Annotated in this window: 28 protein-coding genes; 8 read left to right on the top strand and 20 right to left on the bottom strand. The window is 75.0% G+C overall.

Annotated elements, in window-relative coordinates; translation table 11 throughout:
* Position 1: 1 nt before the first annotated feature.
* The 7 genes from ACFWH7_RS07940 to ACFWH7_RS07910 form a co-directional block, all read right to left on the bottom strand.
* A complete protein-coding gene (locus tag ACFWH7_RS07940; RefSeq protein ID WP_378215958.1) occupies positions 2–733 on the bottom strand; it encodes a YcnI family copper-binding membrane protein in 732 nt (243 codons plus the stop codon).
* A gap of 169 nt (positions 734–902) precedes the next feature.
* On the bottom strand, positions 903–1,439 hold the full coding sequence (locus ACFWH7_RS07935) for a hypothetical protein (RefSeq protein WP_378215956.1): 537 nt from the start codon (positions 1,437–1,439) through the stop codon (positions 903–905).
* An 88-nt stretch (positions 1,440–1,527) separates the two neighbouring features.
* Positions 1,528–2,232 carry a copper resistance CopC family protein gene (locus tag ACFWH7_RS07930; protein ID WP_378215954.1) on the bottom strand — a complete coding sequence of 235 codons (705 nt, stop codon included), beginning with the start codon at positions 2,230–2,232 and terminating at the stop codon, positions 1,528–1,530.
* A gap of 89 nt (positions 2,233–2,321) precedes the next feature.
* Positions 2,322–3,017, bottom strand: coding sequence for a hypothetical protein (locus ACFWH7_RS07925; RefSeq protein WP_378215953.1), 696 nt, complete (start codon positions 3,015–3,017; stop codon positions 2,322–2,324).
* A gap of 10 nt (positions 3,018–3,027) precedes the next feature.
* Complete coding sequence (locus tag ACFWH7_RS07920; protein WP_378215952.1) at positions 3,028–3,723, bottom strand: Pr6Pr family membrane protein; 696 nt, start codon at positions 3,721–3,723, stop codon at positions 3,028–3,030.
* A 41-nt stretch (positions 3,724–3,764) separates the two neighbouring features.
* A complete protein-coding gene (locus ACFWH7_RS07915; RefSeq protein WP_378215950.1) occupies positions 3,765–4,367 on the bottom strand; it encodes a hypothetical protein in 603 nt (200 codons plus the stop codon).
* Between the two features lie 139 nt (positions 4,368–4,506).
* Positions 4,507–4,710 (bottom strand): cold-shock protein, encoded by a 204-nt coding sequence (locus ACFWH7_RS07910; RefSeq protein ID WP_087472681.1) that lies wholly within the window; start codon positions 4,708–4,710, stop codon positions 4,507–4,509.
* Positions 4,711–5,268: 558 nt separating this feature from the next.
* On the opposite strand from ACFWH7_RS07910, the gene ACFWH7_RS07905 reads away from it, so the two are divergent.
* On the top strand, positions 5,269–6,555 hold the full coding sequence (locus ACFWH7_RS07905; protein ID WP_378215948.1) for an amidohydrolase: 1,287 nt from the start codon (positions 5,269–5,271) through the stop codon (positions 6,553–6,555).
* Positions 6,556–6,612: 57 nt separating this feature from the next.
* Positions 6,613–7,032, top strand: coding sequence for a hypothetical protein (locus ACFWH7_RS07900; protein WP_378215946.1), 420 nt, complete (start codon positions 6,613–6,615; stop codon positions 7,030–7,032).
* Positions 7,033–7,035: 3 nt separating this feature from the next.
* Here ACFWH7_RS07900 and ACFWH7_RS07895 read toward each other — a convergent pair whose 3' ends face one another.
* Entirely contained in the window at positions 7,036–7,416 is a 381-nt protein-coding gene (locus ACFWH7_RS07895; RefSeq protein WP_378215945.1) for a TraR/DksA family transcriptional regulator, read from the bottom strand.
* 188 nt (positions 7,417–7,604) lie between these two features.
* On the opposite strand from ACFWH7_RS07895, the gene ACFWH7_RS07890 reads away from it, so the two are divergent.
* From ACFWH7_RS07890 to ACFWH7_RS07880, 3 genes are all read left to right on the top strand, one after another.
* A complete protein-coding gene (locus tag ACFWH7_RS07890; RefSeq protein WP_378215943.1) occupies positions 7,605–8,534 on the top strand; it encodes a quinone oxidoreductase family protein in 930 nt (309 codons plus the stop codon).
* Between the two features lie 225 nt (positions 8,535–8,759).
* Positions 8,760–9,131 (top strand): hypothetical protein, encoded by a 372-nt coding sequence (locus ACFWH7_RS07885; protein WP_378215941.1) that lies wholly within the window; start codon positions 8,760–8,762, stop codon positions 9,129–9,131.
* A gap of 138 nt (positions 9,132–9,269) precedes the next feature.
* Positions 9,270–9,752, top strand: a complete 483-nt coding sequence (locus ACFWH7_RS07880) for an SRPBCC family protein (RefSeq protein ID WP_378215939.1) — start codon at positions 9,270–9,272, stop codon at positions 9,750–9,752.
* A 37-nt stretch (positions 9,753–9,789) separates the two neighbouring features.
* On the opposite strand, the gene ACFWH7_RS07875 is transcribed toward ACFWH7_RS07880, so the two are convergent.
* The 3 genes from ACFWH7_RS07875 to ACFWH7_RS07865 all read right to left on the bottom strand — a co-directional run bounded on the left by ACFWH7_RS07875 (position 9,790) and on the right by ACFWH7_RS07865 (position 11,918).
* Positions 9,790–10,386, bottom strand: a complete 597-nt coding sequence (locus tag ACFWH7_RS07875) for a VanZ family protein (RefSeq protein WP_378215938.1) — start codon at positions 10,384–10,386, stop codon at positions 9,790–9,792.
* Positions 10,387–10,449: 63 nt separating this feature from the next.
* Positions 10,450–11,322 (bottom strand): RNA polymerase sigma-70 factor, encoded by an 873-nt coding sequence (locus ACFWH7_RS07870; protein WP_378215936.1) that lies wholly within the window; start codon positions 11,320–11,322, stop codon positions 10,450–10,452.
* The gene (locus tag ACFWH7_RS07865; protein WP_378215935.1) at positions 11,319–11,918 is read right to left on the bottom strand and encodes a carboxymuconolactone decarboxylase family protein; all 600 of its coding nucleotides are present in this window, start codon (positions 11,916–11,918) and stop codon (positions 11,319–11,321) included. The genes ACFWH7_RS07870 and ACFWH7_RS07865 overlap by 4 nt, the downstream gene beginning before the upstream one ends.
* Before the next feature lie 204 nt (positions 11,919–12,122).
* On the opposite strand from ACFWH7_RS07865, the gene ACFWH7_RS07860 reads away from it, so the two are divergent.
* The 3 genes from ACFWH7_RS07860 (at position 12,123) to ACFWH7_RS07850 (ending at position 14,570) form a co-directional block, all read left to right on the top strand.
* Positions 12,123–13,460 carry a sensor histidine kinase gene (locus ACFWH7_RS07860; RefSeq protein WP_378215933.1) on the top strand — a complete coding sequence of 446 codons (1,338 nt, stop codon included), beginning with the start codon at positions 12,123–12,125 and terminating at the stop codon, positions 13,458–13,460.
* Entirely contained in the window at positions 13,457–14,122 is a 666-nt protein-coding gene (locus tag ACFWH7_RS07855) for a response regulator (RefSeq protein ID WP_277512672.1), read from the top strand. The genes ACFWH7_RS07860 and ACFWH7_RS07855 overlap by 4 nt, the downstream gene beginning before the upstream one ends.
* Before the next feature lie 133 nt (positions 14,123–14,255).
* Entirely contained in the window at positions 14,256–14,570 is a 315-nt protein-coding gene (locus ACFWH7_RS07850) for an SHOCT domain-containing protein (RefSeq protein WP_378215932.1), read from the top strand.
* 83 nt (positions 14,571–14,653) lie between these two features.
* Here ACFWH7_RS07850 and ACFWH7_RS07845 read toward each other — a convergent pair whose 3' ends face one another.
* The 9 genes from ACFWH7_RS07845 to ACFWH7_RS07805 all read right to left on the bottom strand — a co-directional run bounded on the left by ACFWH7_RS07845 (position 14,654) and on the right by ACFWH7_RS07805 (position 25,431).
* Positions 14,654–15,994 carry a dicarboxylate/amino acid:cation symporter gene (locus ACFWH7_RS07845; RefSeq protein WP_378215983.1) on the bottom strand — a complete coding sequence of 447 codons (1,341 nt, stop codon included), beginning with the start codon at positions 15,992–15,994 and terminating at the stop codon, positions 14,654–14,656.
* Positions 15,995–16,394: 400 nt separating this feature from the next.
* On the bottom strand, positions 16,395–16,466 hold the full coding sequence (locus ACFWH7_RS07840; protein ID WP_369799778.1) for a putative leader peptide: 72 nt from the start codon (positions 16,464–16,466) through the stop codon (positions 16,395–16,397).
* Between the two features lie 144 nt (positions 16,467–16,610).
* Positions 16,611–18,602 carry a penicillin-binding transpeptidase domain-containing protein gene (locus ACFWH7_RS07835; RefSeq protein WP_378215931.1) on the bottom strand — a complete coding sequence of 664 codons (1,992 nt, stop codon included), beginning with the start codon at positions 18,600–18,602 and terminating at the stop codon, positions 16,611–16,613.
* A gap of 143 nt (positions 18,603–18,745) precedes the next feature.
* The gene (locus tag ACFWH7_RS07830; protein ID WP_378215929.1) at positions 18,746–19,420 is read right to left on the bottom strand and encodes a hypothetical protein; all 675 of its coding nucleotides are present in this window, start codon (positions 19,418–19,420) and stop codon (positions 18,746–18,748) included.
* Positions 19,417–20,916 (bottom strand): WXG100 family type VII secretion target, encoded by a 1,500-nt coding sequence (locus ACFWH7_RS07825; protein WP_378215928.1) that lies wholly within the window; start codon positions 20,914–20,916, stop codon positions 19,417–19,419. The genes ACFWH7_RS07830 and ACFWH7_RS07825 overlap by 4 nt, the downstream gene beginning before the upstream one ends.
* 187 nt (positions 20,917–21,103) lie before the next feature.
* Positions 21,104–21,394 carry a DUF1905 domain-containing protein gene (locus ACFWH7_RS07820; protein ID WP_378215927.1) on the bottom strand — a complete coding sequence of 97 codons (291 nt, stop codon included), beginning with the start codon at positions 21,392–21,394 and terminating at the stop codon, positions 21,104–21,106.
* 97 nt (positions 21,395–21,491) lie between these two features.
* The gene (locus ACFWH7_RS07815) at positions 21,492–22,697 is read right to left on the bottom strand and encodes a MalY/PatB family protein (protein WP_378215925.1); all 1,206 of its coding nucleotides are present in this window, start codon (positions 22,695–22,697) and stop codon (positions 21,492–21,494) included.
* Positions 22,698–22,792: 95 nt separating this feature from the next.
* Positions 22,793–23,626 carry a hypothetical protein gene (locus tag ACFWH7_RS07810; RefSeq protein ID WP_378215924.1) on the bottom strand — a complete coding sequence of 278 codons (834 nt, stop codon included), beginning with the start codon at positions 23,624–23,626 and terminating at the stop codon, positions 22,793–22,795.
* On the bottom strand, positions 23,623–25,431 hold the full coding sequence (locus ACFWH7_RS07805) for a bifunctional lysylphosphatidylglycerol flippase/synthetase MprF (RefSeq protein WP_378215922.1): 1,809 nt from the start codon (positions 25,429–25,431) through the stop codon (positions 23,623–23,625). The genes ACFWH7_RS07810 and ACFWH7_RS07805 overlap by 4 nt, the downstream gene beginning before the upstream one ends.
* Positions 25,432–25,494: the final 63 nt, after the last annotated feature.

Here is a 25,494-nt window from a genome sequence, read left to right as displayed (position 1 = left end):
GTCAGGCCCTCGGACGCGAGCGAACGAACCCGAGCGCCCCGAGCACGAGGCCCGCCGCCGCGAGGACGAGCGCCGTCCACGTGAGCGCGGCGGGCGCGCCGTCGGAACCGTCCGCGGACGCCGCACCGTCGGCTGCCGAGCCGTCCGACCCCGCGGCGTCGTCCGCGACGGTCTCGGCCGGGGCGTCGTGCCCGTCGCCCTCGGCGGCCGTCAGCTCGAACAGCGGCGCGGGCAGCTCGAGGTCGTGCCCGTCCTCGCCGTCGGCCGGGACCTGCACCCAGGCGCTCTCGCCCTCGGCGCACTCCTGGACGGTCGGGAAGACGAGCGTCTCCCCCGCCGCGTCGGGGAGCTTGAGCGAGAGCACGAGGGCGTCGCGGTAGCCGTCGGGCAGCGGGGTCTTCGCGGTGTACACGACCTCGGCGACACGCTCGGTGTACTGGCCGCCGTGCCCGTCGTCGACCGGCTCGTCGAGGGCGGCCATGACCTTCTCGACGTCCCAGCCGGGGTTGACGGTGGGCGTCACGGTGACGACCTGCTCGGGGACCTGGATGGAGACCTTCGTGGTGGGCGAGTCGCCGCAGCCGTGCGGGACGCCGAACGTGAGGAGCGCGTACGCACCCGCGTCGGTCGTGTCCGGCGTGACGGTGACGTGGGCGGACGCGGCGCCCGCGCCGACGACGACGATCCCGGTGGTCAGTGCGGCGGCGCCGAGGGCGCGCAGGGTCTTTCGCATGGTGGTGCCTTTCGGGGAGACGAGGACGAGGGGCTCCGGCGCGTCGGCACGCACGACGGCACGCCCCGGGACGACCGGACTCGGCCGGCCGGGCGAGGTGGTGCACTGGTCGCGCGGGCGCGCGGGAGCGGGACGCCGCGGAGGTGTCCGGTGAGGCGTCCGGGAGGGGTCAGGCGACGGCGGGCGGACCGCGCCCCGGCGCGGCACCGCGCACGAGCAGGTCACGGACCGTCGGCAGCGCGCCGACGGCGGGAGGCGCCGCGAGGACGACGACGGCGCGCGGGCGGCCGGGGACCCGGCGCCCGGCGAGCCACGTCCACAGGCGCCACAGGACGGCGTCGCCGTACCGCAGGACGAGCGCGACGGCGAGCGTCGCGACGGCGTGCGCGCCGAGCATCGTCAGGGGGGACGCGGCGTGGGCGTGCGCGGACACGTCGGCCGGGGACAGCGCGGCGCAGCGGTCGAAGACGACGTGCAGCACGAGCTGGCCCGCGCCGAGCAGCCCGAGCAGCCGCGGCAGGCCGACCTGGCGCCGGGTGAGGGGTCGCACGGCGACGGCGGTGAGGACGGCGAGGACGCCCAGCGGCACGGCCCCGGGGTCGGTGCCACCGGCGAGCGCGTGGGCGACGACGGACAGCCCGAGGACCGCGGCGGCGAGCAGCAGCACCCGCACGCCGCGGAGCACCCCTGCTCCGGGCGACGTCACGGACGCAACCTAGCGGCAGGAGGGGTGCGCGCGGCAGGGGCGGCCGCCGTCCTCCCCGGACCGGGGAGGACGGCGTGCACGGGCACGGTCAGTCCTCGGGGTCGTGCGGGGCGTCGTCGTCCGTGCCCGCGCCGCGGCGACGCACGACGAGCACGACGACGACCGCGGCGGAGACCACGAGCGCGCCGAGGCCCACGAGGACGGGCACGACGGACGACCCGCCGTCCCCGTCCGTGGCCGCGTCCGTCGCCTGGGTCGCCGCGGACTCCGGCGACGCCTCCTCCGCCGCGTCGGTCGTGGCGTCCTCGGTCGCGGTCTCCTCCGGCGCCGCCTCCTCCGTCGTGGGCTCCTCGGACACCGGCGCCTCCGGCTGGGCCGCGACGGTGAACGCGAACGTGCCCTCGATGGGGTGGCCGTCGGACGAGACGACGCGCCACGAGACCGTGTACGTGTCGCCGCCGAGCGCGACGGCGGGGTCGAGCGCGAGCGTCGCGGTGCTGCCCTCGATCGTCGGCGCGCCCTGCGTCACGACCGTCCCGGCGGAGTCCGAGACCACGACCTGCGGCTCGACCGGGAGCGGCTCGGTGTTGAAGGTCAGCGTGATCGCCGTCGGGGGCGTCGCGAGCTGTGCGCCGTCGGCCGGGTCCGAGCTGAGCATGCGGTCGTGCGCGGACGCCGGGGCGGCGGTCAGTGTCGTGACGGCGGCAGTGAGGCCCAGGGTCAGCACGGCGGCGGCGAGGAGGGCGAGGAGGGCGGGCAGGGCCGACACGTGTCGGCGCAGGGAGAGGGTCATGAGGGTTCTTCCGTCCGAGGCGCGGCGGTCGCCGCACGGTGGTGCCCCGTGGCCCGGTCGTCACCGGGTCGGCCTCGTCGGGGGCCGCGTCAGGACGCGGCGAGGGGGCGCAGCAGTGCTCCCGACGGGCCGGCCGCCGTCGGTGGTCCACGCGTCGGCGCACGGCGCGCACGCCACAGGGACGCGACGCGCACCGTGCGGGCCTGGGGCGTACGCGGGCGAGCGGCGGGCGGGACGGGGACGAGCGCCGGGAGGCCGGCGCGCGGCGTCACCCACGCGAGGAACCGCTCGAGCGCACGCTCGCCGCGCGCGAGGACGAGCGCCAGCACGACGGTAGCCACCGCGTGCGCGACGACCATCCACAGGCCCGCGGTGCCCGACGTCGCGAGGTGCTCCGGGTGCACGAGGCTCGCCCCGCCGTCGGCAGGGACCGGCGCGCCGACGGGCGCCGCGCAGACGACGTCACCCACTGCGGCGACGTGCCCGCCGTGACCGGACGCGACCCCGACCGGGACGCACGACCCGACGGGCGCGAGCACGACGAGCGCCTGGTGCAGCGCGACCTGGGCGCCGCCGAGGAGCACGACGAGGCGGGTGGGCGTGAACCGCAGCCGCGCGGCCGCCGTCGTGCCGGCGAGCGTGAACGCGGCGAGCGCCGCGAGGACCAGGGGGTCCGGGAGGGCACCCCCGGCGACGCGGTGCGCGAGCGCCGTCAGCGCGAGCACGAGGGTCGCCACGAGCGCGGCGCGGGCGACGCGCAGCGGACCGACGACCGGGGAGGGCACGACGGCCACCCTAGCGCGACGCGGACGCGTCGTCCGGGCTGCCCGCCGCCCCTGCTGCCTCCGGCGCCTCGGAGGCCGGTGAGCGGTCCGCGTACCGGCCGATCGCGGGGCCCGTCGGCAGGAGCCGGTCGATCCCGACGATGAGCAGCCCGAGCACGAGGAATCCCGCGCCGTAGAGCACGACGTTGACGAGCAGGCCGGTCCACCCCAGCGCGTCGAGGTCGACGAACCCGTACGGGTACTCGCTGCCCGGGCTCACGAACCCGCGGATCGTCGTGAACGCGAAGTACGCGAGCGGGTACAGGAGCCAGCGCGCGGCGTCGAGGCCACGCAGACGCCGGTGGGCGTCGAGCAGGAGGAAGTCGACGAAGACCGCGAGCGGCAGCAGCTCGTGCTCGATCTGACCGTCGGTCAGTCCGAGGAACACGGCGGGGGCGTCGGGGTCCTCGGGCGCGAGCACGAGGTTGGCGACGAGCCCGGTGATCGCGGCGAAGAGCGTCACACCACCCTTGAGCCAGCCTGGGGGCTGCTGTCGCCGCAGGAGCGACGCGACGCCCGCCCACGCGAACACGACGGCGATGAGGAAGCCCGTCTGGTTCGTGAAGTAGATCAGCCCCTCGATGTCGCCGTCGCGCCAGATGGCGCGCGTCCCGACGAGGGCGAGGACGACGAGGAACAGCCGGAACAGTCCGACGACGACGTGCATGCGAGCTCCTTCGCGCGCGGTGCGGTGGTGCGCTCAGGAGCCTAGTGGTCCGAGCGTCGCAGCGTGCGCCGCCGCCGCGCCACGACCGCCCACACGACCAGGCTCCACAGCCCCGCCCACGCGAGGCCGACGAGCGCGGTCCGCAGGCTGCGCGCGGCGTCCTCCGCGCCGTCGGCCACGACACGGTCGAGGTCGGAGCGCGCCATGACGGTCCCCGGTGCGTCGGCGTCCTGGACGGCGGCGAAGACGCCGGCGTACGGGCTGCCCGACGGCGCCGGCAGGTGGACCGGGGGGTCGACGGCCGCGGGGTCGACGCCCTGCGCGCTCGTGGCGCCGGCCGTCCCGCGCAGCTCGACGGGGTCCGCCAGCCCGGGGACACGCGCCGTCACGGTGCCGACCTGGACGCCGTCGGAACCGGCCTTGCCCTCCACGACGAGGACGGCGTCCGTCGCCTCGACGGCGACACCGTCCCGGTCCAGCTCGAGCGCGAGGGAGACGTCGTGGGTCGTCGTGACCCACTTCCACCCCCCGACGACGGCGAGCGCGGCCCCCATCGCGATGACCGCGACCAGGAGCATGCCCGTGAGCTCGCGTCCCAGCCCGCGCGTCGCGCGTCGGGTCGCGGTCGTGGCTCTGCTGGTCATCGTCGCCCCCTCTCCGAGGAGCACCACTGTAGGGCCGCCCGGTGAGCGTCCTCCCCGGGTACGCCGAAGGGCCGTGCGGTCGCACGGCCCTTCGGGACGTCGTCACCCCCCCGGCGCTGACGCCGGGCGGGTGAGGAGGTCAGAGCGCCTGGATGTTCGTCGCCTGCGGGCCCTTGGGGCCCTGGGTGACGTCGAACGAGACGCTCTGGTTCTCCTCGAGCGAGCGGTAGCCGCTCGAGTTGATCTCGCTGTAGTGGGCGAACACGTCGGCGGTGCCGTCGGAGGGGGCGATGAAGCCGAACCCCTTCTCCGCGTTGAACCACTTCACGGTGCCTGTAGCCATGATGACTTCCTTCGTTGGTGCGACCGGCCCACGAGCGCGGGTCCGGTTGTCGCGCCCCGCGGGGCGCCGACGGTCGTGGAGGCGGGTCCCGCGAGGGCCCGCCGGGCGTTCACGCCGGGCGACGAGGTGCCGCTTCGCGTGGTGCAGGTCGACGACGACGCCCACCGGCCGCGTGAAGCGGTCGTGGACGTGGAAGCCGTCGGGGAGTCGGGTGACCAGGCCGGCGTACTCGCCGTCCGCCGTGGCGACCCACAGGTCGTCGTCGGCGCGGCGCAGCACGAGGTCTGGTCCGGTCGTGCCCGCGACCGACGATGCGGTCTCAGGGCGGTCAGAAAGGGAAGAAAGGATGTTCTCTGCTCTCGCTCCGCGCTCGGTGGGCGGAGATCTCGACGGCAGCGTCTGCTGCCTGACGCGCACGGTCTTGCTTCGATGCCGAGGACCGAAGAGCGTCGCGGTCCGTTCGACCGGCGACATGAGCGCGACCTCCAGGGTACACGAGTGCCTCGTCGACACCCGGACGAGGACCGCGCGTGCTTGCCCGGGGCGATGATGGGGACCATGACGACCTCATCCACCCCTGCCCACAGCTCCTCCCGCCCCGTCCCGCGCACCGCGCACCGCAGCGTCGCCGTCGTGAACGGCTACGTCGTGCCCGTCGCCTCGGAGCCGATCGAGAACGGGACCGTCCTGATCGAGGACGGGATCATCACCGCGGTCGGGGCGGACGTCGTCGTGCCCGACGGCGTCCCGACCCTCGACGCGCAGGGCCGCTGGGTGCTGCCCGGCTTCGTCGAGGCGCACGCCCACATGGGCGTCATGGAGGAGGCCGAGGGCTGGGCCGGCAACGACACCAACGAGATGACCGACCCGAACGGTGCGGCCCTGCGCGCGATCGACGCGATCAACGTCGAGGACGAGGGCTTCCGCGACGCGCTCGTGGGCGGCGTGACGAGCGCCGTCGTGAAGCCGGGCTCGGGCAACCCCATCGGCGGACAGACCGTCGCGATCAAGACGTGGGGCGGCCGCACGGTCGACGAGCAGGTGATCCGCGAGGCGGTCTCGGTGAAGTCGGCGCTCGGCGAGAACCCCAAGCGCGTGTACGGAGACCAGAAGAAGACGCCGTCCACCCGCCTCGGCGTCGCGAAGGTCATCCGTGCGGCGTTCGTCGACGCGCAGAACTACGCGGCGAAGCGCGACGCGGCCGAGGCGAAGGGCGAGCCGTTCGACCGCGACCTCGCCAAGGAGACCCTGGCGCGCGTCCTCGCGGGCGAGCTCTACTGGGACCAGCACACGCACCGCGCCGACGACATCGCGACGGCGCTGCGCCTCGCGGACGAGTTCGGCTACAAGCTCGTCGTCAACCACGGGACCGACGGCGCCGCCGTCGCGGACGTGCTCGCGGAGCGCGACGTGCCGGTGATCTTCGGCCCGCTGTTCACCTCGCGCTCCAAGATCGAGCTGCGCAACCGCGACATCGCGAACCTGGGAGCGCTGGCGCGCGCCGGCGTGCGCGTGGCGATCACGACCGACCACCCCGTCGTGCCGATCAACTTCCTCGTGCACCAGGCGTCGCTCGCGGTGAAGGAGGGCCTCGACCGCGAGACCGCCCTGCGCGCGCTCACCGTCAACCCGGCGGCGTTCCTCGGCCTCGACGACCGGGTCGGCGCGCTCGCCCCGGGCCTCGACGGCGACGTCGTCGTGTGGTCGGGCGACCCGCTGGACGTGACGTCGCGCGCCGAGCACGTGCTGGTCACGGGCGCCGAGGTCTACACGTGGGACGCTGACGCGAACGACGGCCGCGGCGCGGGTCGCGTCGTCGAGCGCGGCGAGCGCTTCCGCGCCTGACCTGCTCGGCGCGGGCTTCCCGTGGCGCGACCGGGCACGACGGCGGACCATCGAGACATGCGCACCCTCGACCCCTCGCGTCCGTGCCGCGCCAACGGGCTGCTCGTCGGCCTCGTCGCCGTCGGCGGTGTCCTCGCGGCGTGCTCGGGGCCCGGACCCGGGGAGAAGGACGTCACCTACGACTCTCTGGACGCGCTCCACGAGTCCGCGACGACCGCGGGCCTCACGTGCCTGTCGTTCGTCCCCGAGGACACCGGGACCCCCGACGCCGAGATGGGGGCGTGCGACGACACGACCCTGCTGGCCGTGTTCGCCGACGACGTGGACGAGGCCGAGTACTTCGCGCTCCTGCCCGAGACGCCCGCCGCGGAGGGCGAGGCCGCGCTCGTCGGGCCGAACTGGGTGATCGTCGGTGACACCGGCGACCTGCTCGAGACCCAGGCGGGGATCGGCGGGGACTTCGCGTCCGACCGCTGAGCGTCAGCGAGCCACCGCCGCGCACGCGACGCACGTCCGCGCCGTCGGTCGCGCCTCCAGGCGACCGTCCGCGATCGGCTGCCCGCAGGCTTCGCAGACGCCGTAGGTGCCCGCGTCGAGGCGCGCGAGCGCGGCGTCGACCTCCTCCACGCGCGCCGCGGCGTCGCGGGCGAGCGCGTCCACCTGGGCCCGCTCGAACGCGATGGTGGCGCCGTCGGGGTCGTGCTCGTCGTCCGCGTTCGAGTCGCGCGACGCCTCGACGATGCCCGCGACCTCGGCGCGCAGCGCGCCCAGCCGCGCGACGGCGTCCGCGCGCACGACGAGCAGGCGCTCGCGCGCGGCGTCGTCAGGGCGGGGTGCTCGGCCGGTGCCTGGTGTCGTCATCTCGCTCCCTCAACGTCGCGGAGGGGGTGAAACCGTCCCGGACGGGGAGTCCTCACCGTGCTGGGCGCATGACAGCGGCGGTCGACGGATGGAAGAGTGGAACTGCCCGGCTCCCCCCGGGACCGCCGCGCGGCCTCGCCCCCGCGTCGTGCGACCGACGTCCGACGGCGAGACCACAGGGGGTCTGCATGAGCACCGTCGTCGTCTTCGAGGCCTTCGGCGGGCCGGAGACGCTGCGGGTCGACGACGAGCAGGTCGGCGAGCCCGGGCCCGGCCAGGTGCGCGTCGCGAACCGGGTCGTCGGCGTCAACCCCGCGGACCTCAAGCGGCTCGCCGGGGCGTTCGGGGGCAGAGTGCCCGGCGTGCTGGGGTTCGAGGCGGCCGGCGTGGTCGACGCCGTGGGGCCCGACGTCCCCGACCTCGCCCCGGGCGACGAGGTCGTCTGGCACGGGACGCGCGCCCAGCGCGAGCTCTCGCTCGTCCGTGCCGACCACGTGCGGCGCAAGCCCGCGTCCGTGCCCTTCGAGCAGGCGGCCGTCCTGCCCGTCGCCGCGGCGACCGCGTTCTCCGCCCTGGTCCAGGCCGACGTCGGCGAGGGCGACGTGGTCCTCGTGCACGGCGCGAGCGGCGGCGTCGGGTCGGCGGCGGTGCAGATCGCGACCGCGCTCGGGGCACGCGTCGTCGGGACGGCGTCGCCCGCGAACCACGACTACCTGCGCGGGCTGGGCGCGACGCCGGTCGCGTACGGGTCCGGGCTCGTCGACGCCGTGCGCGCGCTGCCGGACGGCCTGGACGAGGTGAGCGTCGTCCTGGACCTCGTCGGCTCCGCGGACACGGTCGCCGCGACCGTCGCCCTGCTGGGCGAGGACCTGGCGCCCGCCACCCCGGACGACCCGCCGAGCGCGGTGACGATCGTCGGGTCCGACGCGTCCCGCGCCGCGGGCGTCGTCGACAAGGTCGACGCGAAGGGTGCCCTCGACGAGGTGCTCGCGCTCGCGGAGGACGGACGGCTCCGGGCCGAGGTCGCGGCCCGGTTCCCCCTGGCGGAGGCGGCGGAGGCCCTGCGGCTCGTCGCCGACGGGCACGTCCGGGGCAAGGTCGTCCTCGACGTCCCCTGACCGGGACCTCCGTCCCGGAAGGTTGTGACGCTGGGCACAAGGTTGCCCCGGGAACCGCGGGATTCCGCCGTTCCTGAGGGTGCCGCCCGCGAATCTTCTTGCGCCCCGCGTGCACGAGAGTGTGAAATCGTTAGCATGCGTAAGTTTCTTGCCGCTACCGCGGCGCTTTCCTGTGCCCTCCTGCTGGCGTCCTGCGCCTCGCCGACCGACCCGGCGAGCGACGACGTGGCAACCCCCGAGACCACGACCACGACCGAGGCGGCGCCCGAGGTGACGCCCGCCGTCGTCGCCGTGACGACCACCTGCGGCATGTTCTACGGCGGTGAGTTCTCCGCCGAGCGCCTCGTCACCGAGACGACGCCGCTGCTCGAGACGCCTGAGGACGAGGCCGCCGCCGCCGCGATCTTCACCACGCGCGAGCGCCTCGCCGCGGTCCAGAACTTCGCGGACCCCGAGCTGCAGGAGAACCTCAACGAGATCAAGGCCCCGTTCGAGGCCGCCGTGCAGGGCGAGACGATCGACACGTCGGAGCAGCAGGAGGCCCTCGACGCGTTCCGCGCGCAGTGCACCGAGGCCGGGTACGCCTTCGCGTCCTGACCTTCCCGCGCCGCGGTCCGGGCGGCCCGTCCCTCACCGAGGGGCGGGCCGTTCGCGCGTCCGGTCCCGCGACCCGTGACGGATGACTCGACCTCCCGGCGTGGAGCGGGGTCGCGGCGACCGTGGGAGCATCCGACCATGCCCGTGGTCGAGTCCTCGCTCGTGGTCCCCGTCGACCCCGCGACGGCGTTCGCCGTCTCGCAGACGACCGGCACGGTCCGCCTGCGCTGGGACCCGTTCATCCGGCGGCAGCACTTCCTCGACGGCGCCACCGCGCCCGCGAAGGGCGTACGCACCTTCACCCGGCACCGCAGCGGGCTGTCCATGGTGAGCGAGTACGTCTCCTACAACCCGCCGACGAACGTCGGGATGCGCATGGTCCGCGGGTCCTGGTTCTTCGAGAACCTCGCGGGCGGGTGGCGGTTCGCCCCCGACCCGTCCGGCGGCACGCGCGCGACGTGGCGCTACTCCTTCCGGTGCCGCCCCCGTTGGCTCGCCCCGCTCGCGGAGCGCGTCGGCTCGTGGGTGCTCGGGCGCGACGTCGACCACCGGATCGCAGGCTTCGCGCGCGGCTGCGCCGACCCCGTCGTGCTCGCGGCGGTGCGTGGAACGGCCACCTGAGCGTGTCGGTCGGCCGAGGGTGACGTCCCGCGCGGTGCTACAGCCGGAACCGGACGCCCGTCACCTGCAGCCAGGTGAAGAACGCCGCGGCCAGGAGGACCAGCACCACCACGAGGGCGACGAGAAGCCCACGCCGGGCGCGGTCCCCGAGCAGGCGAAGACCGAGCCACGCGATGCCCGCGCCGACGAGGCCGCCAGCAGCGTTGGTGAGGACGTCGGTGACGTCGCTGGTCCCGATGCCGACGACGTACTGGACGACCTCGAAGACCAGCGACACCCCGACGACGAGGAGGAGCATCCTGGCGAAGGATCGCTGTCGGGCAGCCAGGTAGGCGAGCATGCCCAGCGGGACGAACGCGAGGACGTTGACGGCGAGCTCGCTCCGGCCCAGCCCGCCTGCGCCGGTGCCGCCGAACGGCACCAGGTTGACCGACCGGCGGCCGACGAGGTCGCCGAAGTCGCCGGTGTGGAGCTTGAGCAGCACGACCCACACGAGCACCAGCACGTAGACCCCCAGGACGACACGCTCGACCGTCCTGCTCGTGCGGGCCGGGGCGTGCCTGGAGTCGTCGGCCGCACGGCCCCCCGTCTCCTCGACGAGCCCGGGGTCGACGGGCGGGTGGTGCGCTGCCATGTCACGCAGGCTACCGGCGTCCGGAGCACGAGCGGCAGGCCGAGCACCGCTCGCTCCGGCCGGCTAGCGAGAGAGCGCCGCCTCGGCGTCGACGCGCTCCAGCTTGCTCGGGTTGGCGACCGCGAACAGGTGCGTGATGCGCCCGTCCACCACGGTGACGGCGACCGCCGTCGCGAGCTCGCCGTCCAGCGCGATGCGCAGTCCCGGCGCGCCGTTGATCCACACCGGTGTCGCGGTGATCTCGCCGCGCGTCGTGCGCAGTCCACCGACGAGGTACGCGGCGACGCGCTCGGCGCCCACGATCGGCCTGCGCGCCGCCCGGGCGAGGCCGCCGCCGTCGGCCACCGCGACGACGTCGGGCGCGAGGACGTCGAGGAGACCCTGGAGGTCGCCTGTGAGGACCGACGTGAGGAAGCGCTCGACGACCCGCTCCTGCTCCGTCCGGTCCACCTGGACGCGCGGGCGACGCGCGGCGACGTGACCGCGTGCCCGGTGGGCGACCTGCCGCACGGCGGCCGGCGACTTGCCGACCGCCTCGGCGATCTCGTCGAACGGCACGTCGAACACCTCGCGCAGCACGAACACCGCGCGCTCCGTGGGGCCGAGCGTCTCGAGCACCGTGAGCATCGCCATGGAGACGCTCTCCGCCAGCTCGACGTCCTCGGCGACGTCGGGGCTCGTGAGGAGCGGCTCGGGCAGCCACTCGCCCACGTAGTCCTCCCGGCGCCGCGCCAGGGTCCGCAGCCGGTTGAGCGACTGCCGCGTGACGATCCGCACGAGGTAGGCGCGCGCGTCGCGCACCTGCGCGTGGTCGACCTCCGCCCACCGCAGCCACGTCTCCTGGACGACGTCCTCCGCGTCGGCGGCCGAGCCGAGGAGCTCGTACGCGACGGTGAAGAGCAGGCTGCGGTGGCGGACGAAGGGGTCGTCGCTCATGCGTCCGACCCTACGGCCGGAGCCGCCGCGACGGACCGTGGCGCGATCGGCGGCAGCCCGCACGACGCCGCGAACTCCTCGGACCGGATGCCGAGCGCGACGTTGGACCGGGCCGTGGCGTTCATCAGCCCGACGCGCGCCGCGAGCTCGACGAGCCCCGCCGGGCCGAGGTCGTCCAGCAACGCGGCGGACAGCTCGTCCGTCACCGCGGGCGGGGTCTGGCTCATCCCCTCCGCGTACTCCATGACCCGCCGCTCGACGGGGGTGAACAGCGCCGACTCGCGCCAGCGCGGCACCTCGCGGGCCTTCACCTCGTCCAGGCCCTCGTTGCGCGACCGGAAGTAGTGCAGGTCGAGGCAGAACTCGCAGCCGACCGTCGCGGCCGACGCCATCTGCGCGAACGTCGCCAGGTTCGGGTCCAGCCGGTCCCACTTCTCGGACTTCCGCCCCACGCCCATGAGGTCCTTGAAGACCGCGGGGTGGTGCCACAGCACGCCGATCGACTCCGGCACCTCGCCGAACATCGAGCGGGTCGCGCGCTTGACCAGGGAGCCGTAGAGCCCGGTGACCTCGGTGGGCGGCACTCGTGTCGTCATGTCTCCTCCTGCGTGTCTCGTGTCGTGCCCGTGCGGTGCTGACGGGGGTGTCGGGCATGAGACACCGGCGGGGCCTCGCGTGTGACACCCGGGCGGGCCGGGCCGCTCGGGGGCGTGGGCCGCCCCCGCACGGCACCCCGGGACGACGACGCCCGGCACCCCGGTCGGACGCGGCCCGGCCGGGTGCGGCGTAGCGTGCGACGCATGGGCCCGCTCGACCGTCGCCGCCCCCGGGCGTTCCTCGCCGTGGTGCTCGCGGTGGTCTCGGTGCTCGGGTCGGTGGGCGCGACGCACGGTCAGCCGGGCGCCCGTCCGCTCGACCTCGTCGGCGTCGCCCTGCTCCTCGTCTCCCCGCTCGTCCTCGTGCTCCTCGTGCCCCGCCCGGTCGTCGCCGTGGCGGTGTCCGTCGCGACGGCCGCGACCTTCCTCGTCGCCGGGTACGCGTGGGGCCCCGTGCTCGCCGGACCCGTCGGCGTGCTCGTGGGGGTCCTCCTCAGCGGGTCTGCGGAGCGCGGGCGTCGCGTGGCGTGGGGCGGGGCCGTGCTGCTCGCGGGGGCCGTCGTCGCGGCCGCGGCGCTGCGTCCCGACGCCCCGCCGCCGGCGACGCTCCTCGGCGGGGCGGCGTGGACCGTCGTCGTGCTGCTCGTCGCGGGCGGGATCCGCGACCGGTCCGCGCGCATCGCCGCCGCGCGCGAGGCCGAGCAGGTCGCGCGTGCCGAGCGTGAACGCACGGCCGTCGCGGACGAGCGGCTGCGCATCGCGCGCGAGGTCCACGACGTCCTCGCGCACTCGCTCTCCGCGATCACCGTGCAGGCGGGCGTCGGCCTTCACCTCCTCGACCGCGACCCGGACCAGGCCCGCAGCGCCCTGTCCGCGATCCGCGCGACGAGCACCGAGGCGCTCGACGAGGTCCGGGCTGTGCTCGGCGTCGTGCGTGGGGAGTCGCGCACGGGCGGCCGGACGGGCGACGACGGCGCTCCGCTCGCCCCGACATGGGATCTCGCCGCGCTCCCCCGGCTCGTGCGGCAGGCGGAGGGAGGCGGGCTCGCGGTCGCGCTCGCCGTGGACCCGGCCACAGCCGGACTGCCCGACCGGCTCGCCGGGGTCGTCTACCGCGTGGTGCAGGAGGCCCTGACGAACGTGCGGCGGCACGCGCACGGCGCGACGCACGTCGACGTCCGCGTCGTCGTCGACGCCGGCAGCGGGTCCGCGGCCGACCTGGACGACGCCGGTGCGGACGGGGACCGCGCCGCGCGCCGCGTGACGGTGACGGTCACCGACGACGGCACGGGCGCGGTGTCGGAGCCCGATCCCGGCTACGGACTGCGCGGGATGCGCGAGCGCGTCGAGAGCGTCCACGGGTCGCTCGTGGCGGGACCGGTGCCCGGTCCGGCCCCGGGCGCGGGAGCGGGAGCGGGCTCCGGCACCGCTGGACGCGGCTTCCGCGTGCGGGCAGTCTTTCCCTGGCCGGGCACCACGCCTCGGCCGAGCACCACCGGGCGGTCCGAGGAGGAATCGCTGCAGCGCGAGGAGGCACCATGATCGACGTCGTGCTGGCCGACGACCAGGCGCTCGTGCGCGGGGGCTTCCGTGCGCTCATCGACTCCGAGGACGACATGCGCGTCGTCGCCGAGGCCGCGACCGGGGACGACGCCGTCCGCCTCGCGCTGGAGCACCTGCCCGACGTCGTGCTCATGGACATCCGGATGCCCGGCCTCGACGGGCTCGAGGCGACCCGGCGGATCGTCGCCGACCGCGCGGCGTCCCACGTGCACGTCGTGGTCGTCACGACGTTCGAGCTCGACGAGTACGTGACCGACGCGATCCGGGGCGGCGCGAGCGGCTTCCTCGTCAAGGACACCGAGCCCGTCGACCTCGTCCGTGCCGTGCGCGTCGCGGCGCGCGGCGACGCGCTGCTCTCCCCCACGGTGACCCGGCGCCTCCTGTCCCGGGTCGCCGACGCGACGCGCGCCGTCGGGCCGGTGCGCGGCGTCGAGGAGCTCACGCCGCGCGAGCGCGAGGTGCTCGTCGAGGTCGCGGGCGGGCTGTCGAACGAGGAGATCGCGGGCACGCTCTACCTGTCGGAGTCGACCGTGAAGACGCACGTGTCGCGTGTCATGGCCAAGGTGGGCGCCCGCGACCGCGCACAGCTCGTCGTCGCGGCCTACGAGTCCGGGCTCGTGCGCGCGGGCTGGGCGGGCTGACCGGCACCACGGGACGAGCGAGGACGGCACGCCGGGGTGACGACGCGAGGTCGGCCACGGGGAAGCCTGGACATGCGGCCGGGAAGCGGCCGCCCCCGCCGACCGGCGGGGCGCACCGACACCGGAGGTCGTCATGCTCACCGCACTCACCGGGGCCGCGAGCGCCCTCCCCACGGACGCCGTCGCGTCGTGGGGCCACGCGGGCTGGGGGCCCGGGCCGTGGTGGTTCGTCTTCCCCCTGCTGTGGTTCCTGCTGTTCGCGTCCGTGATCTTCCTGATCGCCCGGCGGGCCCGACGCGGCTGGGGCCCGGGAGGACCCGGCGCGTGGCGCACCGCCGGCCCGGACCCGGTCGCGATCCTCGGCGAGCGGTACGCGCGCGGCGAGATCGACGAGCAGGAGTACCGCTCCCGCCTCACGGTCCTGCGCGAGGGTCGCCCCCAGCCCTGACGCCGAGAACGACATGGGTGCCGTTATCCCGTGGATAACGGCACCCATGTCGTGTTCGACAGCGCGTGAGCGCGTGCTCGGCGTCAGGCGGAGGCGCCCACCGGCTCCTTGGTGCCCGACGGCGCGGTCTCCGCGGTCTCGGACGTCCCCGTGGTCGCCTCGGACTGCGCGTCGTCGTCCTCGTCCACGAAGAGGTCCTCGGCCGTGGCGGCCTCGTACTGCTCGAGGTCGAGGATGCCCTCGCGCTTGGCGACGATCGTCGGCACGAGCGCCTGGCCCGCGACGTTCACCGCGGTGCGGCCCATGTCGAGGATCGGGTCGATCGCGAGCAGCAGGCCGACGCCCGCGAGGGGCAGGCCCACGGTCGAGAGCGTGAGGGTCAGCATGACGATCGCGCCGGTGAGGCCGGCGGTCGCGGCAGAGCCGACGACGGACACGAACGCGATGAGCAGGTAGTCGGTGATCGACAGGTCGATGCCGAAGATCTGCGCGACGAAGATCGCCGAGATGGCCGGGTAGATCGAGGCGCAACCGTCCATCTTGGTGGTCGCGGCCAGCGGCACGGCGAACGACGCGTACTCGCTCGGCACGCCGAGGTTGCGCTCGGTGACGCGCTGGGTCACGGGCAGCGTGCCGATCGAGGAGCGCGAGACGAACGCGAGCTGGATCGCGGGCCAGGCGCCCTTGAAGTAGCTCGAGATCTTCAGGCCGTTGGTGCGCAGCAGGATCGGGTAGACCACGAACAGCACGACCGCGAGGCCGACGTAGATCGCGACGGCGAACCACGCGAGCGACGCGAGGGACGTCCAGCCGTACGCCGCGATGGCGTAGCCGATGAGGCCGGCGGTGCCGATCGGCGCGAGGCGGATGATCCACCACAGCACCTTCTGCACGATCGCGAGCGCGGAACGGTTGAAGGCGAGGAACGGGTCCGCCTTCTTGCCCGACTTGAGCGCCGCGATGCCGATGACCAGCGCGACGACGAGGATCTGCAGCACGTTGAAGTTCACCGAGGTGCTGGCGGTCGCGCCGGCGTCGGTCACCTCGACCTGCGTGCTCGCGCCGAGGCCCAGGACGTTGCCCGGGATGAGGCCGTTGAGGAAGTCGAGCCACGTGCCGGTGCGGCCGGGCTCGGACGCGGCGTCGAGCGAGACCGACGCGCGGTTCCCGGGCTGGAACAGGAGGCCCAGGCCGATGCCGACGGCCACGGAGATCGCGGCCGTGATGGCGAACCACAGGAGCGTCTGGCCGGCGAGGCGCGCGGCGTTGGTGACGGTGCGCAGGTTCGCGATCGACGCGACGATCGCGGTGAAGATCAGCGGCGGCACGACCGCCTTGAGCAGCGTGACGAACGACGAGCCGATCGTGTCGAGGGTCGTGGTGAGGCCGTTGGGGACCTCGCCCGCGGCGTCCTGCGGGCCCATCGCGAGGGCGACGGCACCGAGGCCGACGCCGACCGCGAGGCCGAGCAGGATCTGGACGCTGAACGAGGGGAACCGGCGCTTCTTCTTCGCGGGCGCCGAGGCCGGGGCCTGGCTCGCCTGCTGCGGGTCGGCCTTCGAGACGGCCGACGAGGGGGTCGAGGACACAGGGGACCTTTCGGGGTGACGCGGGCGCACGAGCGCCCGCTCTCGGGAGAGGGGCTCGGGACGTCGTCGCGGGGCCGCCGGCAGCAGCGCGGCCCGGAGCAGGGCGTCAGGGCACGGAAGAGTCCTGCGTCCTGACGGCAGGGGCGCGCGGCGCGCACGTCAGCGGCTCAGGTCGCGAGGCGACCCAGGATCCTGACGGGTGTGCGAGGCGGGAAGGCGTCAGCGGCGACGGGGGTCAGCGACACAGCGCGCTGGCGACTCGACGAAGGTCGACGTCGCGGCGCTGGGTGAGCTGCCAGGCAGGCACGCTGACGAACACGAAGGTTCTCCCGGAACGGTGGGTTCTCGCTGACGAGGCGGGCAGATCGACGCCCGCGGCAACCGATCATACCCGTTCGTGGACAACCACCCCGCGCCCGGTCCTATTCCGGGCGTCGGAGGAGAACGACGATCAGCCGTTCGGCGCGTCGAGGAACGCGTGCATCAGCGGACCCGCGGTGACGGCGCCGCCGTCGCCCGTCTCGACGAACACCGCCACCGCGAGGTCGCCCTGGGTCGCGATCATCCAGGCGTGGGACTGGCTGCCGTCGCCGTACTGGGCAGTGCCCGTCTTGGCTCCGGGCTCGCCCGGCAGGTCCTGGAGGATCGACGCCGAGCCCTCGGTGACGACGGCGCGCATGAGACCGCGCAGCGTCGTCGCCTCCTCCTCGGTGAGGGTCCCCGCGGGCTCCTCGTCGGCGACGGTCTGCACGTCCGGGTGGACCAGGACCGGCGACACCGTGTGCCCGGCGGCGACGCTCGCCGCGACCGTCGCCATCGCGAGCGGCGAGGCCTGGACCTTGCCCTGCCCGATCATCGAGGCGGCGTGCTCGGTGCCCTGCGAATCGGTGGGGACGTCGCCGAAGAACGCGGGCGCGCCCAGCTCGGACTCGACGCCCAGCCCGAGCGACGCCGCGGCGTCGTGCAGCGCCTGCTGCGTCACCGTGTCCCGCTGCCCGATCATCGCGGTGTTGCACGAGTTCGCGAACGCGGTGCGCAGCGGGACGTCGCCGAGCGCGCCCGTCGGGTAGCCCGGGACGTTCTGGAACTCGCGGCCGTCCACGGAGATCGTGGGCGGGCACGCGACGGTCGTGTCGGGCGTGAGCCCCGCGCGGAGCATCGCGAGCGTCGTCGCGACCTTGAACGTCGAGCCCGGCGCGTACTGGCCGGTCGTCGCGGTCGAGAGCCCTTCGCCCGCCGTCGAGCTCGCCGCGGCCAGCACCGCGCCCGTCGAGGGCTGGATCGCGACGATCGCGCTCGGGCCCTGCCCCGCGAGCACCGCCTCGGCGGCGACCTGCATGTCCGGCCGCAGCGTCGTGCTCAGCGGCGTGCCGTCCACGGGGTCGACCGCGAAGACCTCCGTCGTCTCGTCCTCCGCGTCGCCCTCGCCCGGCACGATCTCGATCGACAGGCCCGGGACGCCCCGGAGCTGCTCGTCGTACTGGCGCTGAAGGCCCGAGAGCCCGACCTGGTCGCCCGCGGCGATGGCCCCCTCGGACTCCTCGACGATCTCCGCCGTCGCGTCCCCCACGCGCCCGAGGATGGGGCGCGCGAACTCGCGCGTCGGCGCGAGCGGCAGCTCGTCGTCCAGCACGCGGACGCCGTCGACGCCGCGCGCCGCGTCGACGTCCACCCCCGCCGTGTCCTCGGTACGGACCGTGATCGCCTCGACGAACGCCTTCTCCCCCGCCCCGGCGACGCGCTGCGCGTACTCCTCGGGGTCGAGCCCGACGACCGCGGCGAGCTCGCGTGCGGCGCGGTCCCACGCGCCCGAGGCGACGAGCGTCTTGTCGACGCCGATGCGATAGACCGGCCGGTCCTGGACGATCGGGACGTCGTCGGCACCGAGGATGCCCGCGCGCACGGCGGGCACCCGGTTCACCGCGATCCGGTCGCCCTGGCCGAGCTCGGGGACGAGCACGTCCGGCTCCCACACGACGTCCCACGCCCCGGGCCCGTCCTCGCCGTCGGCAGGCTCCACGAACGACAGCTCCGCCGTCGTCGTGTACTCCCAGGCCTGCTCGCCCGCGACCTCCCAGCTGTAGGCGAGCGTCGCCGTCGCACGGTCGCCCGCGTCGTCACCCTCCTCGTCGACGTCCACCGCCGAGACCTCGACCGTGCGCTCGTACGGCGCGAGCGGCTCGAGCACCGCCTCGAGGTGGCCCTGGACGTCCGCGGCCGCGCCGTTGCGGAACTCCAGGTCGCTCACGTCGCCCGCCTGGATCGCCTGCGCGAGCGCGTCTGCCGCGTCCTGCGCCTCCGGCCGGTCGGGCGTGCACGCCGCGAGCGGCAGGGCCAGCACGGGTGCGAGCGCCGCGGCGCTCGCCCAGCGCACGGCCCGGTGCCGGACGCGCGGCCGGTCCTGCGTGGTCGTCCGGCCGTGGTCGTGCGCGACGCTGCTCACTCGTTGCTCCCCTGCTCCGTGCCGTCGGGACGGGAGGGACGCTACCTCACGCCCCGGACGTCCCGGACGCTCGGGACGAACCGGCTCGGTTCGTCCCCGGCTTCTTCACGTCCTGCCCGGCGCCCGCGACTTCGGAGGGAGCGTCAGTCCGGGGTGACCGGGCTGATCGCGTACCAGAGCCGGATGCTCTCGTCGCCGCCCGGCCCGGGCTCGTGGCTGATCTGCACCGACGTCACGACGTCGCCGTTGGAGCCGTTGATGCCGGTGCGCTCGCGGGTCCCGCCCGCGCGCGACGCGTCGAGCGCGGCGGGCAGCTCGTCGAGCCAGCGGTCCACCTGGGAGCGGGGGAAGCCGAGGGCGTCCGCGTCGGCGACGAGCTGGTCGTGGACCGCCTGCCCGCCGGACAGGGTGCGGAACACGTTGATCGTGCTCACGTAGCCCCGGCGCGGCTGGATCGTCAGCTCCTCGGCCGTGGTCGACCACGTGCCGTCGGGGAGGGTCAGCTCCACCTGCGCCGCGCCGTCGGGCACCTGCACGACGGCCTGCGACTCGCCCAGCCCCACGGACTCCGCGGTGATCGGCCTGCTCACGTCCCAGCGCATGGGCTCGCCCCTCTCGATGTCCTCGATCGTCGTCCCCGTCTCGCCGCCCGACGACGTCCCGCCGGGCGCCGTACCCATCCCGGCCGGGCTCGTGGTCGCGTCGTCCGGGTCGCCGAACGTCACCGTGCACCCCGTCAGGGCGAGGGACCCGGCGAGCAGGACGACCGCGGACCGCGCAGCCGCCCGTCGCCGCCCGCCCGCGCCGAGCCGGCTCACTGGTCCACGTCCACGTCCCACTCGGTCAGTCTGTCAAGGATGCGACCGATGCGTGCGGGGTTCGTGAGCCGGTAGTCGTCGATCCGGTCGGACACGTCGGTGCCGATGATCTGCGCGGCCTGGTCCGGGTGCTGGGTGACGAGCTGCTGGTACGCGGGCAGCGTGTCGTTCGAGATGTACTCCCAGCGGGTCGCCTGGTCGGCGATGTTGCCGCCCGGGAGCGGTGTCTCGACCGTCACCGTGCCCTGCACGGGGTTGTCGAACGAGATGCCCGTGAACGGGATGCCGAGGTTCTCCGGGCCGGGCGTCTCGACGCTCACCGTGAAGGGGTCGTACTGCGCGTACGTACCCGCGCCCGGGATGGACGGCTCCCCGACGAGCGTCATGAGGTAGGTGAACGCCTCGCCCGTGACGGGGTGGCCGCGCATTGTCTGCCAGTCGTCGGCGATGATCTGGTTCTGCTCGCGCCACAGCAGCGCGGTGTTGCCGTCCGCGAGCGCCTGCGCGTCGCCGGCTCGACCGGCCTCGATGTCCGACCATGCCTGGTACGCGGCGTCGTCGATGACGCCGGCCTCGAGCAGCCGCTCCATCTCCTCCATGCCGCCGTTCAGGTACGCCTCGTGCATGACGGCCTGGTCGACGAAGATCTCGCGCTGCATGGACAGGAACTGGTTCTCGTAGAACGCGAGCTCGGCGTCGGACATGTTCGCGATCGTCTCGAGGGCCGCACGGTCGACGCCGGGCGGGAGCGCCTGGGCCCCCGTCGCGACGCCCTGCGCGAGCTGCCGCATCATGTCGAGGTCGAAGAACCCGGCGGCGAACGACGGCCCGATCATCGCAGCCATGCCGGCCCACTGCATCCACGGCTGGTCGAGGTAGAGCTCGCCGTAGTACGTGTAGACGCCCTCGATGATCTCGCGGTTGGCCGACGCCCCGGCGGACGGGTCCCAGTCGGCGAAGTCGAAGCCCGCCTCCCCGGCCGCGACGCGCGTCCAGTGCGCGACGGCAAGGTCGGAGAAGCCGGGGGAGTCGGGGTCGACGCCGAGCCGCACGAGCTGCGCGTAGAGCGCGGCGACCTGGGCGTCCGTCGCGTTCTCGAGCCAGTCCGCGCGCTCGCTCGCGTCCATCGCGGCGTACTCGGCGGGGGTCGGGGTGGGGACGGTCGGCTGCTGGCTGCCCGGCCCCGGTGTCGGGCCGCCGCCTGGGCCGCCCAGGGCGCCGCCGCCGTCGCTGCTCGCGGACTCCTGCTGGTCGGCGTCGGCGGCGAGCTGGTCGGCCGCGGCGTCGAGGAGGGTCGCGGTCGTCACCAGCGATGGACCGAGGGTGGACGACCAGTCGCTGCGGAACTCCGCGGCGTCGGGCCCCTCCCACCGGGTCGCGGCGTCGACGACCGACGTGACCTGCGCACGGTGTGCCCGCAGGGCGTCCGCGCCGCCGCGCAGGGTCGACGCGAGCGCACGCAGCGCCCGGACGTCGGCGCCCCACATGCCGCTCATGCCGTCTCCTCCCAGCACCTGCGCGCGTCCTCTCGCGCGCACGTGTGTCGACAGCCTCGTCTCGACGGTCGCACGCCGACGCTACGCGGCGCGGACCTCCGCCGCGATGGGGAGCGCTGCCCATCCCGCGCGACACGCGCGCCGGTGGGGCGTGCGTCGCGCGGGACGGGTGCCGGGCGGTCCGGCCTCAGCTCAGGCGGCGCTCGAGGCGGACGGTGACCGTATCGCCGACATCCTTGCCGAGGCGCTTGCGCACGGCCGCGTTGAGCGACAGCATCAGGCCGCCGGACCCGGTCGGCATGAGCCCGACGTTCCGCAGCGGCACGTCGTCGACGGTCGCGTCGACCCGCACCGACCGCAGGGATCCGAAGAGCTCGCGCGCCTCCGGCACCTCGACGCACGGCCAGGTGTCGCCCTTGACGTCGACGCCGACGGGCGCGGTGAACGTACGGTCCAGGGCGACGGGTTCGAACGGCATGCGGTCCTCCGGAGGGGGTGGGGGCGTCGGTCGGTGTGATGACCGGCCGGGGCGGGCGGAGTCATCGGCGGCGACCACCCGGACCGGCGCGCGGCACTCAGGCCGCCGCGCGCACCGACTCCCCCATGCGCGCGACCGCCTCGGTGAGCACGTCGACGCCGGTCGCGAGGTTGAGCCGCACGTGACCGTCGCCGCCGGGGCCGAACCGACGGCCGTCCTCGAGCGCGACGCGCGCCCGGTCGAGGAACCAGCCGCGCGGGTCCGCCCCCGCACCGTCGGGGAGACCGCGCCCGTCGAGCCAGGCGAGGTAGGTCGCCTCGCCCGGGCGGTACCGCACCCCGGGCAGGTGCTCCGCGAGGAGGTCGGTGAGGAGCCACGCGTTGCGCTCGACGCCCGCGAGGACCGCGTCGAGCCACGCCTCGCCGTGGTCGAGCGCGGCGACGTGCGCGAGCACCGACACGTGCTGCACGCCGTGACCAGCCTCCTCGGGGATGCGCCGCAGGTCGTCCGCGGCGCCCGGGCCGGCGACCGCCGCGGCGGCCTTGAGGCCCGGGAGGTTCCAGGCCTTGGACGCCGAGACGATCGCGACGGCGGTGTCCGATCCGGGGACGGCGAGGAGCGGCGTGTGGGTCGTCGCGGGGTGCCCGTCGAGCCCGGGGCGGGTGAGCGGGGCGTGGATCTCGTCCGCGACGACGCGCACCCCGTACCGAGCGGCGAGCGCGAGCCCCGCCTCGAGCTCGGCGGGCGTGTGCGTCGTGCCGGTGGGGTTCTGCGGGTTGCACACGAGCCAGACGGCGCGGCGCCCGCTCCCGGGGCCGCGCCCGTTCGCGGCGACGCCCGTCGCGTCCGCGAACGCGCGCTCGAGCGCGTCGAGGTCGAGCCGCCCGTCGGTGCCCAGCGGCGCGTCGACGACGCGCCGCCCCTCGTTCGCGGTGAAGCCGTAGAACGGCGGGTAGACCGGCGGGTTCACGACGACCGCGTCGCCCGGGGCCGTGAGCACGCGCAGCACCTCGACGATCGCGAGCATGACGTCGGGCAGCGCGCGCGACGTCGAGGCATCGAACGACCAGCCCCACCGGCGCGCGGCGAACCGTGCGTACGCCTCACCGTAGGTGGTGCCGACGTCGTAGCCCGTGTCCCCCGCGCGCAGGGCGGCGGTCACCGCGTCGACGACGGCCTCGCACGGTGCGACGTCCATCTCCGCGACGAACAGCGGCAGCACGTCGGGGTCGAACGCGCGCCACTTCACCGACGTCCGGCGGCGCAGGGCGTCGAGCGTGAGGACGTCCAGCGGTGTGCGCATCGTGCTCCTCCCTCGGTGCCGAACCCGGGACGGCTCCTCAGGAAGTCGTCCGTGCGGGGAGCGACCCCGGGTTCGGCGGGTCGACCCGGCCCACCCTAGGTCGTCCCCGGGGCCGCGGCAGCGGGGGCCGACTCCTCCGCGGCAGCGTTCGCCGGGCTCGTCGCGAGGACGACGCAGCCGCCCACCGCGGCGAGCGTCGCCACCACCGCGGGAACGGCCCAGCCCGACCGCACGACGTCGCCGAGCACCGCGAGCCCCACGATCCCCGGGACGAGCACCTCGAGGACGGACACGGTCGCGGCGACCGTGCCCACGGCGCCGCGCTCGAGCGCGCGCAGGTACGCGAGCGCGCCCGCGACGCCGCCGAGGACGATCGCGATCGCCAGCGGCTGGAACACGGTGTCGAGCAGGTCGCCGGACGCGTGGGCGCCGCGCGCGGCGACGGCGGCGACGGAGTAGCCGAGCCCCCCGAGCACGGCGAGGAGCACCGGGTGCCCGCGCCGGTACGCGGCAACCGTGCCCACCGCGACGGCGGCCCCGGCGACGTTGACCCACGTCACGAACCCCGCGGGCGGGTGCGTCGCGGGCTGCTCCCCCGCGGCGAGCGCGAGCACGACGAGCCCGGCCACCACGACGCCCATCGCCACGAGGTCCGTGCGGCGCAGCGTCGCGCCGAGCACGAGCCGCGCGAGCAGCACGACGACGACCAGCGACGCCGCGACGACGGCCTGCACGACGAACAGCGGCAGGTGGTCGAGGGCGAGGAGCGAGAGCAGCCACGCGACGCCGTCGACCACGAGCCCGCCGATGACGAGCGGCTGCGCGACGGCCGCGAGGCCGTGCGCGCGTCGCGTCGCGACCGCCTGCATGATCGTGCTCACCGCGTACAGGACGCTCGCGGCCACGGCGGCGAGCAGGGACAGGATCACGAGGCCTCGTCCCCGGATGCCGCGGGTCCGGCCGTCGTCTCGGCGGCCTCTGCCGGCGCGGCGCCCACCCCGCGCAGGAACCGGCCGATCACGGGGATCTCCGTGACCCCCTCCGCGCCGGCCATGACGAGCGCCTGCGCGGCCATCTGCTCCGCCGAGTCGAGGACGACGTAGCGGCGGGTCCAGCCCGGGTCGAACTTGTCGTTGAACGTCGCGAGCGTCTCCACCTGCGTGCCCTCGGAGAACCTCTTGACGACGGGACGCACGAGCTGGTCGAGCCGCGAGTCGCGCTCGCCCTCCATGAGCTCGCGCAGGACGGCGAAGTTGAGGCCCAGCCCGCGCTGGCCCCGCGCGACGAGCTCCGCGATCGTCGCGACGATCGTCGCGTCCACGAGGCCGTTCGGCAGGTCCGGGACGTCGAGGCGGCGGCGCATGACGTCGAGCGACCAGCCGTCGATGTCGCTCGCGGGCACCCACTGGCAGAACGCGTCCACGCGGCCCTCGGCAGAGCGCGTGACGGAGAGCATGAGCCCGGTGTCGTGCGGGTCGAACAGGCGCGAGAGCGTCATGGAGAACCCGCGCTCGTCCTCGCCGCGCCGGGACTCGTCGCTCATCGCGACGATCTCGTCGCGGAGCGCCGGGTCGAGGGTCGTCGGGTCGTGGAACGTCGTCGTGTACCCGGCGCGTGCGACGCGGTTGACCGCCTGGCGCAGCGACTTGTGGGCCTTGCCCTCGAGGGTGAACGACGGGCAGTCGACGGTCGCCTCGTCGCCGAGGTAGGCCGGGAGCAGACCCGATGCCTCGTACACGGGCAGCCACGGCTCCCCCGCCGCCACGACCGCGACCTTCCAGCCGTTGCGTGCGACGTGGTCGAGGAACTCCGCCCAGACGAGCTCGCGCTCGGCCGGCGGGCAGACCGGGTCAGGAGAGACGAGGCAGACGCCGTTGCGGACCGAGTGCGCGACGACACCGTGGCCCACGAAGAACCAGTCCTTGTCGTCACGCAGGGCGAAGTAGTCGAGCGTGCCGCCCCCGTGCGCGGTCACGACGGCGCGCGCCTTCTCCCGCTCGGCGAGGTGCTCCGCCGTCGTCGCGGGCCTGGGCGAGCGGGGGGAGAGCAGCCACCAGAGCACGAGCACCACGAGCACGAGGTTGAGCACCGTCGCGACGACGGCGAGCACGCGGGCCGCGCTCTCGAGCTCGGCGTCGCCCGCGTCGCGCGCCGCGAGCACCACCGCGACCGCGACCACGACGAGGACGAGCGCGACCCCGATCGCGACGAGGAGCAGCACCGCCCGGCGCACCGCGCGCCGCGTGGGCAGCACGGGGAACGCGCGCCACTGCGTGAGGAGCCACCCGACGGCGAGCAGGACGACGACGGCCGGCAGCGCGTGCCGGTGGTGCACCAGGTGCGCGACGGCCGTCAGCCCCAGCACCGCGCACGTGACGACCCACGACAGCCGGTGGCCGTTGCGCAGCCCGCGCGCCGTGAGGAGCAGGACGACGGCCGCGAGCAGGATGCTCGACGCCCGGCTGCTCGCCTCGACGCCCGGGAGGAAGTCCTGGAAGACCGTCAGGTGGACCCAGAGCCGGCGCGCCACGAGGCCCACGAGCGAGAGGACCGCGAGGACCACGACGACGGTCGCGGCCACCCGGCGGACGCGGACGCGGTGCCGCTGGGCAGCGAGCGGGGAGTGCCGCCCCGTCGCGACGAGCGCAGCGTCGGGCGCGGCCCGGGACGCGTCGGACGACGCGCTCGAGGACTGGCTCGGCGGCGCGCTCGCGCGGGGGGTCTCGTCGGGCACGCTCCGATCATCCGTCAGGCCCGGCCCGACCGCGCGGGCGGCAGACCTCGGGACACGGCGGCG

This window comes from Cellulosimicrobium cellulans (assembly GCF_042723955.1).
GTDB classification, from domain to species: Bacteria; Actinomycetota; Actinomycetes; order Actinomycetales; family Cellulomonadaceae; genus Cellulosimicrobium; species Cellulosimicrobium cellulans_H.
Note: the sequence above shows the minus strand (reverse complement) of the source record. Positions and strands in the feature narration are given on the sequence as shown.